The organism is Enterobacter sp. MGH 16 (assembly GCF_000493175.1).
Taxonomy (GTDB): Bacteria; Pseudomonadota; Gammaproteobacteria; order Enterobacterales; family Enterobacteriaceae; genus Enterobacter; species Enterobacter roggenkampii.
In genome coordinates, this window is record NZ_KI535695.1 from 648,217 (window position 1) to 662,293 (window position 14,077).

Consider the following 14,077-nt stretch of genomic DNA (forward strand, 5'->3'; position numbering starts at 1 on the left):
CCAGCCGATCGGGCTGGCATTTTGACTGCGGGATGTACACAATAAAACAGAGAGCTATGCAACCGTCTCTGCTTCAATGGGGACGATAAGGCTTGCATGATTGCCTTTTGGTCCCTGGTGGACATCGAACCGGACGGACTGCCCGGCTTTGAGCGTTCTGTAACCATCCATCTGAATGGTGGAATAGTGAGCGAAGATATCCTCGCCGCCGCCTTCGGGGCAGATGAAGCCAAACCCTTTGGCGTTGTTGAACCACTTAACAGTACCCATTTCCATGCTTCGACATCCTTCGTAAATCTTATAAGTTAAGATGGAATGAACCGGTGGTGGAGTGGGGGCTGTTCAAAACCTCGCCATCTCACGCTTGTACAATTTAGAGAAACGAAAGACGTCGTCAAGCGTTTGGCGCTGGAGATGGGACAATAATCAACCAAAGTTTGAAGCAGTTAACGCTATTGCAACAGTTTGTGACAGACATCGCGGATGACAGTAATAGATGATTGTTATCTAACATCTGAGGTAGATTCAAAGTGGTTATGCAAAATGGGTAAGACCAACGACTGGCTGGATTTTGACCAGCTGGCGGAAGACAAAGTGCGTGACGCGCTAAAACCGCCATCTATGTATAAAGTTATGTTAATGAACGATGATTACACGCCGATGGAATTTGTTATTGACGTGCTACAAAAGTTCTTTTCTTATGATGTAGAACGTGCAACGCAACTGATGCTTACCGTTCATTATCGTGGCAAAGCTATCTGCGGCATCTTCACAGCCGAAGTGGCGGAAACCAAAGTGGCGATGGTGAACGACTATGCGAGGGAGAACGAGCATCCGTTGCTGTGTACGCTGGAAAAGGCCTGATAAGGCATAAAATTGGGGGAGGTGCCTATGCTCAATCAAGAACTGGAACTCAGTTTAAACATGGCTTTCGCCAGAGCGCGTGAGCACCGACATGAGTTTATGACCGTCGAGCATTTACTGCTCGCACTGCTTAGCAACCCATCTGCCCGCGAAGCGCTGGAAGCCTGCTCCGTGGATCTGGTGGCGCTACGTCAGGAACTCGAAGCCTTCATCGAACAAACCACACCGGTGCTGCCTGCCAGTGAAGAAGAGCGCGACACGCAGCCGACGCTCAGCTTCCAGCGCGTGCTGCAGCGCGCGGTATTCCACGTCCAGTCTTCCGGACGTAGTGAAGTGACTGGCGCAAACGTCTTAGTCGCCATCTTCAGCGAGCAGGAGTCACAGGCTGCCTATCTGCTGCGCAAACACGAAGTCAGCCGCCTCGATGTGGTTAACTTTATCTCTCACGGAACGCGCAAAGACGAGCCTAACCAGGCATCGGATTCCAGCAATCAGGTCAATAACAATGAAGAGCAAGCAGGCGGGGAGGATCGTATGGAAAACTTCACCACCAACCTTAATCAGCTTGCTCGCGTTGGCGGTATCGACCCGCTGATTGGTCGCGATAAAGAGCTGGAGCGCGCGATCCAGGTGCTGTGCCGTCGCCGCAAGAACAACCCGCTGCTGGTGGGGGAATCTGGCGTGGGTAAAACCGCGATTGCCGAAGGCCTTGCCTGGCGCATTGTGCAGGGCGACGTACCGGAAGTGATTGCCGACTGCACCATCTACTCGCTGGACATCGGCTCGCTGCTGGCGGGCACCAAATACCGTGGTGATTTTGAAAAACGCTTCAAGGCGCTGTTAAAACAGCTGGAGCAGGACACCAACAGCATCCTGTTTATCGATGAAATCCACACCATCATCGGCGCAGGGGCGGCCTCCGGTGGCCAGGTGGATGCGGCTAACCTGATCAAACCGCTGCTCTCCAGCGGCAAGATCCGCGTGATTGGCTCCACCACCTACCAGGAGTTCAGCAACATCTTTGAGAAAGATCGCGCGCTGGCGCGCCGCTTCCAGAAAATCGACGTGACCGAACCGTCCGTTGAGGAAACGGTGCAGATCATCAACGGCCTGAAGCCGAAGTATGAAGCGCACCACGACGTGCGTTACACCGCGAAAGCGGTGCGTGCGGCGGTGGAGCTGGCGGTGAAATACATCAACGACCGTCATCTGCCGGATAAGGCGATTGACGTGATTGATGAGGCAGGGGCGCGTGCGCGCCTGATGCCGGCCAGCAAGCGTAAGAAAACCGTTAACGTGGCGGATATTGAGTCCGTGGTGGCCCGCATCGCGCGTATCCCTGAGAAGAGCGTCTCTCAGAGCGACCGCGACACGCTGCGCACCCTCGGCAACCGCCTGAAAATGCTGGTCTTTGGTCAGGATAAAGCCATTGAGGCCTTAACCGAAGCGATCAAGATGGCACGCGCAGGACTGGGGCATGAGCACAAGCCTGTCGGTTCCTTCCTGTTTGCCGGCCCGACCGGCGTGGGGAAAACCGAGGTAACGGTTCAGCTCTCTAAAGCACTGGGCATTGAGCTGCTGCGCTTTGATATGTCCGAGTATATGGAGCGTCACACTGTCAGCCGTTTGATTGGTGCGCCTCCGGGCTACGTGGGCTTTGACCAGGGCGGCCTGCTCACCGACGCGGTGATCAAGCATCCGCACGCGGTACTGCTGCTCGATGAAATCGAGAAAGCGCACCCGGACGTGTTCAACATCCTGCTGCAGGTGATGGACAACGGGACGCTGACCGACAACAACGGGCGCAAGGCGGACTTCCGTAACGTGGTGCTGGTGATGACCACCAACGCCGGGGTGCGTGAAACCGAGCGTAAATCCATCGGCCTGATCCACCAGGACAACAGCACCGATGCGATGGAGGAGATCAAGAAGATCTTCACGCCGGAGTTCCGTAACCGTCTGGACAACATTATCTGGTTCGATCACCTCTCTACCGAGGTGATCCATCAGGTCGTGGACAAGTTCATCGTCGAGCTGCAGGTTCAGCTGGATCAGAAAGGCGTGTCGCTGGAAGTAAGCCAGGAGGCCCGCAACTGGCTGGCCGAGAAAGGCTACGACCGTGCGATGGGGGCCCGTCCGATGGCGCGCGTGATTCAGGACAACCTGAAGAAACCGTTGGCGAACGAGCTGCTGTTTGGCTCGCTGGTGGACGGCGGCCAGGTGACCGTGGCGCTGGACCAGGCGAAGAACGAACTGACGTACGATTTCCAGAGTGCGGCGAAGCACAAGCCGGAAGCGGCTCACTGATTTCTTACGTAGGTCTTAAAAACCGGGCAATAGCCCGGTTTTTTTATGCCTGCCTTTCGCCCTCTCCCTGTGGAAAAGGACTGGGATGAGGCCACCAGGTTGCCAAAAAATACATCCCCCGGCATAGCCAAATTAAAGCCACAAATAAAAAAGGCCGGGTTTAACCCGACCTTTTAAATATTCATCTGCCATTACAGGCGAAAACAATTAGCGACTACGGAAGACAATGCGGCCTTTGCTCAGGTCGTACGGGGTCAGTTCAACAGTCACTTTGTCGCCCGTCAAAATGCGAATGTAGTTTTTGCGCATTTTACCGGAGATGTGCGCAGTTACCACGTGACCGTTTTCCAGCTCTACGCGAAACATGGTATTAGGCAACGTATCAAGTACGGTACCCTGCATTTCAATATTGTCTTCTTTGGCCATCTAATCCTCTGGGGTATCACTACCAAGTTTTGAACCGGCAAGATAATGCCGAAATTCATCAATTAAGTAAAGAATTGCGCGTTTGAAACGCAGCAAAACAGTTTCGGCGCATTGCCCAAGCGTCACGGTACAACCGAACGGAAAGCGCATTCGTAAAGGGGATACAACAGGATAAACGTCAGGACGTTATCTGAAGCGAAGGTCCCAAACGGCGGCGGGGCAACAGGCAGAAGCTACTCTGCGGCGTAATTATAACACCCTCACAAAAAATATGCGGAAAACATTTAGGCATTGGGCATAAAGAGCGTTCTCGGTATCCAGAAGTCGCGCGGGAGCTTTTCCTGACGGCTGGCATCCAGATGCTCGATGTACTGGCGTCGCGGTATCTCAACGGCGCCGAGGGAAGCTGTGTGCTCATTGAGCACCTGACAATCGATCAGGCGTCCGCCGCGCTGGGCAAATGCCTGGCAGAAGACCAGCAGCGCTGTTTTCGAGGCGTTAACCGCGCGGGAGAACATCGACTCACCGCAAAACAGCGTCCCCTGCGCCACGCCATACATGCCGCCGACGAGTGCTCCGCCGTCCCATACCTCAATGGAGTGCGCGTAGCCAAGCTCGTGAAGCTGGTGGTAGGCGGTAATGATATCGCGGGTTATCCATGTTCCCTCAAACCGGTCTTCGGCACAGCCTTCAATGACCTGACCAAAGGCGTGGTTCAGGGTGACGCGGTACGGTGATTTTGCATGGAAACGCTTCATGCTGCGGCTCAGGTGAAACTGCTCTGGCCACAGCACGGCACGCGGATCGGGAGACCACCATAAAATCGGGTCGCCGGGAGAAAACCAGGGGAAGATGCCGCGCTGGTACGCCATCAACAGCCGCGCAGGGCTGAGGTCACCACCAAGGGCCAGCAGCCCATTGGGTTCACGCAGCGCCCCTTCCGGAGAAGGGAACGCGATGTTATGACGAGAAAGCTGGACCAGGCGCATGACAGCAAAACTCCAGTACGCGAGTGAGGACGCTACAAATATAGTCTACAGACGCTGTTTAAACTGGAAGTAGCGACCCTGTTTCGCCAACAGCTCTGCGTGACTACCTTGCTCAATAATGTGTCCGTTGTCCATCACAATTATCCGATCAAAACTCGCCAGTCCGCGCAGGCGGTGCGTGACCATCAGGACGGTTTTACTGGTCATGACATTGGCCAGCAAATCAAGGATTTGGCTCTCGGTCGTGGCATCCAGCCCTTCGGTGGGTTCGTCAAGCAGCATCAGCGGCGCATCGTGCAGCAGCGCGCGCGCAATCGCCAGACGGCGCAGCTCTCCGCCGGAAAGCTGACGACCGCCTTCACCGAGCCAGCTGTTCAGTCCATCGCCCTCAAGCAGCTTATGCAGACCGACCTGTTCCAGCACGGCGCGAAGCGCATCATCAGAGGCCTCTGGCGCAGCCAGCAGCAGGTTATCGCGCAGGGTGGCGCTAAACAGATGCACCCGCTGCGGAACGACGCTGACGGTTTTGCGCAGGGCCTGCTCGCTGAAATCGGTCAGCAACGTATTATTAAAACGAATCTGACCGCGCTGCGGGTCCCAGGCGCGGGTCAACAGCTGCAGCAGCGTCGATTTACCGCAGCCGGTACGGCCGAGGATCGCAATCCGCTGACCGGCATTCACAGAAAGGGTGATACCGTCCAGCGCGTTCTGCGCCTGTTTGTCATAGCTGAAGGTAACATCTTCAAGCGTCAGCGCAACCTGCTCAGGGACAGCGGTCTGCCCGGCACTGAACGTGACTTCAGGCTCCTGCTCGGCAATCTGGGTGATGCGCAGGGCAGAGGCGATGACCTGTCCCAGATGCTGGAAGGCGCCCGTCACCGGAGCCAGCGCTTCAAACGCGGCCAGCGCACAGAAAACGAAAAGGGCAATAAGCGGACCCGGCTGTGTGTTTCCTCCAATATCGCCGGAAGCCAGCCACAGCATGGCAATCACCGCCACGCCGCCGATCAGCATCATCAGCGCCTGAGAGAAGGCCGTCAGTTCCGACTGACGGCGCTGGGCCTCATGCCAGTTCAACTCCGTACTTTCCATCCGCGCGCGGTAGCGCTTGCTGGCACCAAAAATGGTCAGCTCTGCCTGCCCCTGAAGCCAGGCGGTCAGCTGCTGGCGGTAGTCCCCGCGCAGGCGCGTCAGGTTTTCCCCGGTGGATTTCCCGGCGCGGTAAAACAGCGGCGGCAGAACGATAAGCGTCAGCAGCATGATCCCGCCCAGCGTCAGCGCAACGGGAACATCCAGAACAGACAGCCCCAGCGTGACCACCACAATCACCACAAACGCGCCCACGATAGGGGAAATCACGCGCAGGTAAAGGTGATCCAGCGTGTCAACGTCCGCCACCACGCGGTTAAGCAACTCGCCCTGACGAAAACGCGCCAGCCCGGCAGGGGAGAGGGGCAGCAGTTTGCTGAAGGTATAGATACGCAGGTGCTGCAGCACGCGGAAAGTGGCGTCGTGGCTGACCAGCCGTTCGAAATAGCGTCCGGCAGTACGGGTGATGGCGGTACCGCGAACCCCGGCGGCCGGAAGCATATAGTTGAAGCTGTATAATCCGGCGAACCCCGCGACGGCCGAGGCCGACAGGAACCAGCCGGAAAGCGTGAGCAGGCCGATGCTGGCGAGCAGCGTGACAATCGCCAGCACAATCCCCAGCGTCAGCATCCATTTGTGGCGTTTATAGAGCGCAAGATAAGGCAGCAGAGCGCGCATCAGATATCCTCCTGACGGTTCGCCAGCAGGGTCGCAAATGGCCCCTGGGCGGCAACGAGAGAGGCGTAGTCGCCTTGCTCAACAATACGGCCGTTTTCCATGACCCAGATCTGGTCCCAGTCGGCAATCCCTTCCAGCTGGTGGGTGACCATCAGGGTGGTTTGCTGCAGGGAGGCGGCGTTAAGCGCTTCCATTACGCGCTGCTCGCTGTGTGCGTCAAGGCTGGCTGCGGGCTCGTCCAGCAGCATGAGTTGGCATGGGTTAAGCAGCGCGCGGGCAACGGCCACACGCTGCGCCTGCCCGACCGACAGCCCGGCGGACTGGTCGCCGACTACGGTATCCACCCCTTGCGGCAGCAGCGGCAGAAATTCGCTGACCCAGGCGCGGTCGAGAACCGATTGCAGCTCATCTTCACGCGCGTCCGGGCGCGCCAGAAGCACGTTTTCGCGCAGCGTCGCGGCGGGAAGCTGCGGGTTTTGGCCTACCCAGCTGAGCTGTTTACGCCAGGCGTCAGGATCGAGGTTACGCAGTTCGGTTTTGTTGATCCGCAGTGAACCCGTGTAGACCATAAATCCGGACAACGCGTTCAGCAGAGAACTTTTCCCGGAACCGCTGATGCCAACAAGCACCACGCGTTGTCCGGCAGGTAAGGTAAAGTTCAGCGGACCGGCGAGCACTTTGCCTTCGGGCGACAGAATGGAAAAGTCCTGCGCTTCAATGGTCACGGAGTCTTTAGCATTCAGCGTTACATCACCGCGCTCCGGGTGGGCCAGCGGCGTTTCCAGGAACGTTTTCAGGCTATCGGCGGCGCCAACCGCCTGGGCTTTGGCGTGATAGAAGGTCCCCAGATCGCGAAGCGGCTGGAAAAACTCCGGCGCCAGGATCAGCGCCAGGAACCCGGCGGAAAGGGTCACCGCCGTGCCGTAATGGCCGAAATCCAGCGCGCCGAGGTAGGAGAAGCCGAAGTAGACCGCCACGAGGGCAATCGACAGTGAGGTGAAGAATTCCAGTACGCCGGAGGACAGGAAGGCGAGGCGTAACACTTCCATGGTGCGCTGACGGAAGTCCTGCGACGCCAGGCGAATATTTTCGGTTTCCGCTTCACCGCGGCCAAAAATGCGTAACGTCTCCATGCCGCGAAGGCGATCGAGAAAATGACCGCTCAAGCGACCCAATGCCAGGAAGTTTCGGCGGTTGGCATCCGCTGCCCCCATCCCGACCAGCGCCATAAAAAGCGGGATCAGCGGGGCGGTGCCCAGCAGAATCAGCGCTGCCATCCAGTTCACCGGGAAAATGGCGATCACGATCAGCAGCGGAACGAAGACGGCAAGGGCCATCTGCGGCAGATAGCGCGCGTAGTAGTCATGCATATCGTCAATCTGCTCAAGGATCAGCGTCGCCCAGCTACCGGCCGGTTTTCCCTGAATCCACGCGGGCCCGGCTTCCTGAAGCCTGTCGAGCACCTGACGGCGGATCTCGTAGCGGATATGCTGCCCGGCGTGGAAGCCGACGCGCTCACGCAGCCACACCACCCAGGCGCGCAGGATAAAAATCAGGATCAGGACAATAAAGGGCAGCAGGAGCGCTTCGCGGGGAATGTTCTCCATGATCATGTGATTAAGAATGCGGGCCAGCAGCCATGCCTGGGCAACAATCAACAGACCGCTGATGAAACCCAAAATACGGGAAATCCTAAGCCAGCGGCGGGAAAGAACGCTTTGCTGTTTCAGCCAGCGTGTTAACTCTTGTTGACGGGTTTTTTCCATTGCGTACTTTGCAGGTGACGTTATTAGAAGTTGGGCAGCGCAATGTTACAACGGGGAGACAATAAAGGCGACTTATCGCCGCCTTTATTTACGTTTGTTACTGACTTGTAAAGATTATTTACCTTGTTCAGCCAGTCCATCGAGGTAGCGTTCAGCGTCCAGCGCGGCCATACAGCCGGTGCCCGCAGAGGTGATCGCCTGACGGTAAATGTGGTCCATTACGTCGCCGGCCGCGAATACGCCCGGGATGCTGGTTTGAGTCGCATTACCGTGAATGCCGGACTGCACTTTGATGTAGCCGTTTTCCAGCTCCAGCTGGCCTTCGAAGATCGCGGTGTTCGGGCTGTGGCCGATAGCCACGAACAGACCCGCCACTTCCAGCGTTTCGACGTTATCGGTGTTCTGGGTATCACGGATACGCAGACCGGCAACGCCCATCTGGTCGCCCGTCACCTCTTCCAGGGTGCGGTTGGTGTGCAGCACGATGTTGCCGCTTGCCACTTTATCCATCAGACGTTTGATCAGGATCTTCTCCGCGCGGAAGGTCTCGCGACGGTGGATCAGGTGCACTTCAGAGGCAATGTTGGCCAGATAAAGCGCTTCTTCCACCGCGGTGTTGCCGCCGCCGATAACCGCGACTTTCTGGTTGCGATAGAAGAAACCGTCGCAGGTGGCGCAGGCAGAAACCCCGCGGCCTTTAAACGCTTCTTCGGATGGCAGACCGAGATAACGGGCAGAGGCGCCGGTTGCAATGATCAGCGCGTCACAGGTGTATTCACCGCTGTCACCCGTCAGGCGGAACGGACGGTTCTGCAGGTCGACCTTGTTGATGTGATCGAACAGAATTTCGGTTTCGAATTTAGCGGCATGCTCGTGCATGCGCTCCATCAGCAGCGGCCCGGTCAGGTCGTTCGGGTCCCCTGGCCAGTTTTCCACTTCGGTGGTGGTGGTCAGCTGACCGCCTTTTTCCATGCCGGTGATGAGTACCGGGTGCAGGTTAGCGCGTGCAGCATAGACCGCCGCGGTATATCCCGCAGGTCCAGAACCAAGGATTAGCAGCTTACTGTGTTTGGCCGTGCCCATGAGATCCCCATTGTTGTTGGCAGACATTTGGCTGGATTGTAGGGAATTTGTTGCCGTAAAAAAAGAGCGCAGCAATTTTGATATCAATCTGTGTAATAGCCGTGGACGATGAATCGCGCGCGATAACATCACGCTTTCTTAAGAAAACCGGTCGTTTATAAGGCAATAAAATGAGGATTAATACCCTGTCGTAATGAATATCCGGCATGTTGTACTAAAAAACGATGTTTTGCTTTGACAATCCCCTGCGCTTTTGCGAAAACATTCAAGGAAGAAAAAAAACCGCGTTAACCGTATGCCGCATAGGCATGCACGTAAATGCCATTTTTACCGGGTCAGTGAAATCTACGCATGGCGTGGACAGACGCCATACGTGATGTCGGTGACAGCCTTCGGGCAACGGTCTTCTTACCAACAGAACCCGAATCCGCATCGCGTCTAATACAAAACCAGGCGATGTGATGACTAACGGGTACAGGCTCTGAACAGTGATGTGCACAGGGTCCAGGCAGGAGTAGGGAAGGAATACAGAGAGACAATAATAATGGTAGATAGCAAGAAGCGCCCTGGCAAAGATCTCGACCGTATCGATCGTAACATTCTGAATGAATTGCAAAAGGATGGGCGTATTTCCAACGTCGAGCTTTCAAAACGTGTGGGACTTTCCCCGACGCCGTGCCTTGAGCGTGTGCGCCGACTGGAAAGACAGGGTTTTATTCAGGGCTATACGGCTCTGCTGAACCCGCATTATCTGGATGCCTCACTTCTGGTATTTGTTGAGATTACTCTGAATCGTGGTGCGCCGGATGTGTTTGAGCAATTTAACGCCGCTGTACAAAAACTTGAAGAAATTCAAGAGTGCCATCTGGTGTCCGGTGATTTCGACTACCTGTTGAAAACCCGTGTGCCTGATATGTCCGCCTACCGTAAGCTGCTGGGGGAAACCCTGTTGCGTCTGCCGGGCGTGAACGACACCCGTACTTATGTGGTAATGGAAGAGGTCAAACAGAGCAATCGTCTGGTTATTAAGACGCGCTAACACGGAACAGGTGCAAAATCAGCGTAGTTTGATTACACTCCTGTTAATCCATACAGCAACAGTGCCGGGGAGTCCCGGCGCTGTTGTCCGTTTTAGCAAACAGGCAGGATATGCCTGATACCTGGAGAGCCTTTCTTGAGCCAGGAATACACTGAAGACAAAGAAGTCACACTATCGAAGCTAAGCAGCGGACGTCGTCTCCTCGAGGCTTTGCTGATTGTTATTGCCCTTTTTGCCGTCTGGCTGATGGCAGCCTTACTCAGTTTCAACCCCTCTGATCCCAGCTGGTCACAAACTGCATGGCATGAGCCTATCCATAATTTAGGCGGTGTCCCCGGTGCCTGGCTTGCGGACACGCTGTTTTTCATTTTCGGTGTGATGGCCTACACCCTTCCCGTCATTATCATTGGCGGATGCTGGTTTGCGTGGCGTCATCGTCAGAACGATGATTACATCGACTATTTCGCCGTCTCGCTGCGCCTGATTGGCGCGCTGGCGCTGATCCTCACCTCCTGCGGGCTGGCAGCGATCAATGCGGATGATATCTGGTACTTCGCCTCTGGCGGGGTAATCGGCAGCTTATTAAGTTCCGCGCTTCAGCCGATGCTGCACAGCAGCGGCGGCACGCTGGCGCTGCTGTGCATCTGGGCCGCCGGGCTGACGCTGTTTACCGGCTGGTCCTGGGTGAGCATTGCCGAGAAAATTGGCAGCTTTATCCTCACCATTCTGACCTTCGCCAGTAACCGTACCCGTCGTGACGATACGTGGGTGGATGAAGACGAATACGAAGATGAAGAGGAAGACGACGCGCCTGTGCAGCGTCGCGAGTCTCGTCGTGCCCGAATTCTGCGCGGTGCGCTGGCGCGTCGTCAGCGTGTTGCTGAGAAATTTGCCAACCCGCTGGGCCGTAAAACCGATGCGGCGCTCTTCTCCGGTAAACGCATGGATGAAGACGAGCAGGTTGAGTACCGTGCAGCAGGTACCGCCGTCGATCCTAATGATGTGCTTTTTTCCGGTAGCCGTGCCACGCCGGGTGACTTCGACGAATACGATCCACTGTTGAACGGCCACTCGGTTACCGAGCCGGTTGCGGCTGCCGCCGCCGCGACGACCGCTGCGCAGGCGTATGCCGCGCCTGTCGACGCCGTGATGCCATCCGCGCCGGTCCCGCCGCCGGAGTCCGTTATTCAGCAACCTCAGGTTGACTGGCAGACTGCGCCGGGTGTTCATACGCCGGAGCCCGTTATTGCGCCTGAACCTGAAAGCTACATCCCCGTGCAGCAGGAACAGTGGCAGCAGCCTTATCAGCCGCCGCAGCCTGAGTATGCACCGCAGCAATATCAGCAGCCAGTGTCCCAGCCTTATCAGGAGTACGTGCCTGAACCCGTTGAACCTGTGCAGCCTTACGTGGCACCGCAGCCTGAACCTGAGCCTGAAATCGTGGAAGAGGTGAAGCCTGCGCGTCCACCGCTGTACTATTTCGAAGAAGTCGAAGAGCGCCGTGCGCGTGAACGCGAACAGCTGGCCGCCTGGTATCAGCCTGTGCCTGAACCGGTGCAGGAGCCGGTTACGAAGGCGCCTTCTGTATCTGTTCCGCCGGTCGACCCGACGCCTGCTGTAGCACCCGTAGCGGAAGGCGTTAAGCAGGCTACTGCGGCCGCAGCAGCGGTGGCACCGGTCTTTAGCCTGGCAACAGGGGGCGCACCGCGTCCTCAGGTGAAAGAGGGGATTGGTCCGCAACTGCCTCGTCCTAACCGCGTCCGCGTGCCAACCCGCCGTGAGCTTGCGTCTTATGGCATCAAGCTGCCTTCCCAGCGCATGGCTGAAGAAAAAGCGCGCGAGTCTGAGTACGACGATGATGCTGATGAAATGCAGCAGGACGAGCTGGCCCGCCAGTTCGCTGCGCAGCAAAATCAGCGCTACGGTCAAGACTATCAGCACGACGAACCTGCGCTGGAAGACGAAGATGATGCGGCAGAAGCTGAATTAGCGCGCCAGTTTGCGGCAACGCAGCAGCAGCGTTACTCCGGTGAACAGCCGGCAGGGGCAAATCCGTTCTCACTGTCGGACTTTGAATTCTCGCCGATGAAAGATCTGGTGGATGATGGCCCAAGCGAGCCTTTATTTACCCCGAGCGTGATGCCGGAAGCTGAGCCTGTGCGCCAGCAGACACCATCGACCTACGCACAGCAGCCTGTTCAACAGCCGTATGTGCAACCACAGCAGCCGCAGCAACAGCAGTTCCAGCAGCCTGCGCCACAGCCGCAGGAGAGCCTGATTCACCCGCTGCTGATGCGTAACGGTGACAGCCGTCCGCTGCAGCGTCCAAGCACGCCGCTGCCGTCGCTGGACCTGCTGACGCCGCCGCCAGCTGAAGTCGAGCCGGTTGATACGTTTGCGCTGGAGCAGATGGCCCGTCTGGTTGAAGCCCGTCTGGCTGACTTCCGTATCAAGGCGGACGTGGTGAACTACTCGCCGGGTCCTGTGATCACCCGTTTTGAACTGAACCTGGCGCCGGGCGTAAAAGCCGCGCGTATTTCCAACCTGTCCCGCGACCTGGCGCGTTCGCTGTCAACCGTTGCGGTGCGCGTGGTGGAAGTGATACCGGGCAAACCGTACGTTGGTCTTGAGCTGCCGAACAAGAAACGTCAGACCGTCTACCTGCGTGAAGTGCTGGATAACACCAAGTTCCGTGATAACCCATCCCCACTGACCGTGGTGCTGGGTAAAGATATCGCTGGCGATCCGGTTGTGGCAGACCTCGCAAAAATGCCTCACCTGCTGGTCGCGGGTACCACCGGTTCCGGTAAGTCCGTCGGTGTGAACGCCATGATCCTCAGCATGCTCTATAAAGCGCAGCCGGAAGATGTGCGTTTCATCATGATCGACCCGAAAATGCTCGAACTGTCGGTATATGAAGGTATTCCACATCTGCTGACTGAAGTGGTCACCGACATGAAAGACGCCGCCAACGCTCTGCGCTGGAGCGTGAATGAGATGGAACGCCGCTACAAGCTGATGTCTGCGCTGGGCGTGCGTAACCTGGCCGGCTATAACGAGAAAATCGCCGAAGCGGCGCGCATGGGCCGTCCGATTCCGGATCCGTACTGGAAGCCGGGTGACAGCATGGATGCCCAGCATCCGGTGCTGGAAAAACTGCCTTATATCGTGGTGCTGGTCGACGAATTCGCTGACCTGATGATGACCGTCGGTAAGAAAGTGGAAGAGCTGATTGCCCGTCTGGCGCAGAAAGCGCGTGCGGCCGGTATTCACCTTGTGCTGGCGACCCAGCGTCCTTCCGTGGACGTTATCACCGGTCTGATTAAAGCGAACATTCCGACGCGTATCGCCTTCACCGTATCAAGTAAAATTGACTCCCGTACCATTCTTGACCAGGGCGGTGCAGAGTCGCTGCTGGGTATGGGTGACATGCTCTATTCCGGGCCGAACTCCACCTCTCCGGTGCGTGTTCACGGCGCGTTCGTGCGCGACCAGGAAGTGCACGCGGTCGTGCAGGACTGGAAAGCGCGCGGTCGTCCGCAATACGTTGATGGCATCACCAGCGATACGGAAAGCGAAGGCGGCGGCGGTGGCTTTGACGGCGGTGAAGAGCTGGATCCGTTATTCGATCAGGCGGTAAATTTCGTTACCGAAAAACGTAAAGCGTCTATCTCTGGCGTACAGCGTCAGTTCCGCATCGGCTATAACCGCGCTGCGCGCATCATCGAGCAGATGGAAGCGCAGGGCATTGTGAGCGAGCAGGGGCATAACGGTAACCGCGAGGTGCTGGCTCCGCCACCGTTTGATTAACCTTCTGCGATTGCAAAGAAGGGTAA

General features: G+C 56.9%; 10 protein-coding genes. 4 read left to right on the plus strand and 6 right to left on the minus strand.

The features are described from left to right. Positions 1–54: 54 nt before the first annotated feature. Positions 55–276 (minus strand): cold shock-like protein CspD, encoded by a 222-nt coding sequence (gene cspD, locus L362_RS19630; RefSeq protein ID WP_008499993.1) that lies wholly within the window; start codon positions 274–276, stop codon positions 55–57. Between the two features lie 267 nt (positions 277–543). Here cspD and clpS point away from each other — a divergent pair, with 267 nt between their 5' ends. Next, complete coding sequence (gene clpS, locus L362_RS19625) at positions 544–864, plus strand: ATP-dependent Clp protease adapter ClpS (protein WP_006174393.1); 321 nt, start codon at positions 544–546, stop codon at positions 862–864. Between the two features lie 27 nt (positions 865–891). After that, positions 892–3,171, plus strand: a complete 2,280-nt coding sequence (clpA, locus tag L362_RS19620; RefSeq protein WP_014831269.1) for an ATP-dependent Clp protease ATP-binding subunit ClpA — start codon at positions 892–894, stop codon at positions 3,169–3,171. Positions 3,172–3,378: 207 nt separating this feature from the next. On the opposite strand, the gene infA is transcribed toward clpA, so the two are convergent. The 5 genes from infA to trxB form a co-directional block, all read right to left on the minus strand. After that, a complete protein-coding gene (gene infA, locus L362_RS19615) occupies positions 3,379–3,597 on the minus strand; it encodes a translation initiation factor IF-1 (protein ID WP_002211347.1) in 219 nt (72 codons plus the stop codon). A 284-nt stretch (positions 3,598–3,881) separates the two neighbouring features. Beyond that, positions 3,882–4,586: a leucyl/phenylalanyl-tRNA--protein transferase gene (aat, locus tag L362_RS19610; RefSeq protein ID WP_008499991.1), complete on the minus strand. Its 705-nt coding sequence runs from the start codon at positions 4,584–4,586 to the stop codon at positions 3,882–3,884. Between the two features lie 45 nt (positions 4,587–4,631). Further along, the gene (cydC, locus tag L362_RS19605; protein ID WP_023343676.1) at positions 4,632–6,353 is read right to left on the minus strand and encodes a heme ABC transporter ATP-binding protein/permease CydC; all 1,722 of its coding nucleotides are present in this window, start codon (positions 6,351–6,353) and stop codon (positions 4,632–4,634) included. Beyond that, complete coding sequence (gene cydD, locus L362_RS19600; RefSeq protein WP_023343677.1) at positions 6,353–8,119, minus strand: heme ABC transporter permease/ATP-binding protein CydD; 1,767 nt, start codon at positions 8,117–8,119, stop codon at positions 6,353–6,355. The genes cydC and cydD overlap by 1 nt, the downstream gene beginning before the upstream one ends. A gap of 114 nt (positions 8,120–8,233) precedes the next feature. After that, positions 8,234–9,202, minus strand: a complete 969-nt coding sequence (gene trxB, locus L362_RS19595) for a thioredoxin-disulfide reductase (protein ID WP_021240886.1) — start codon at positions 9,200–9,202, stop codon at positions 8,234–8,236. Between the two features lie 544 nt (positions 9,203–9,746). Between trxB and lrp the strand changes: the two genes are divergently transcribed. Beyond that, positions 9,747–10,241, plus strand: a complete 495-nt coding sequence (gene lrp / locus L362_RS19590) for a leucine-responsive transcriptional regulator Lrp (protein WP_000228469.1) — start codon at positions 9,747–9,749, stop codon at positions 10,239–10,241. Positions 10,242–10,376: 135 nt separating this feature from the next. After that, on the plus strand, positions 10,377–14,051 hold the full coding sequence (locus tag L362_RS19585) for a DNA translocase FtsK 4TM domain-containing protein (protein ID WP_023343678.1): 3,675 nt from the start codon (positions 10,377–10,379) through the stop codon (positions 14,049–14,051). The last annotated feature ends 26 nt before the right edge of the window (positions 14,052–14,077 follow it).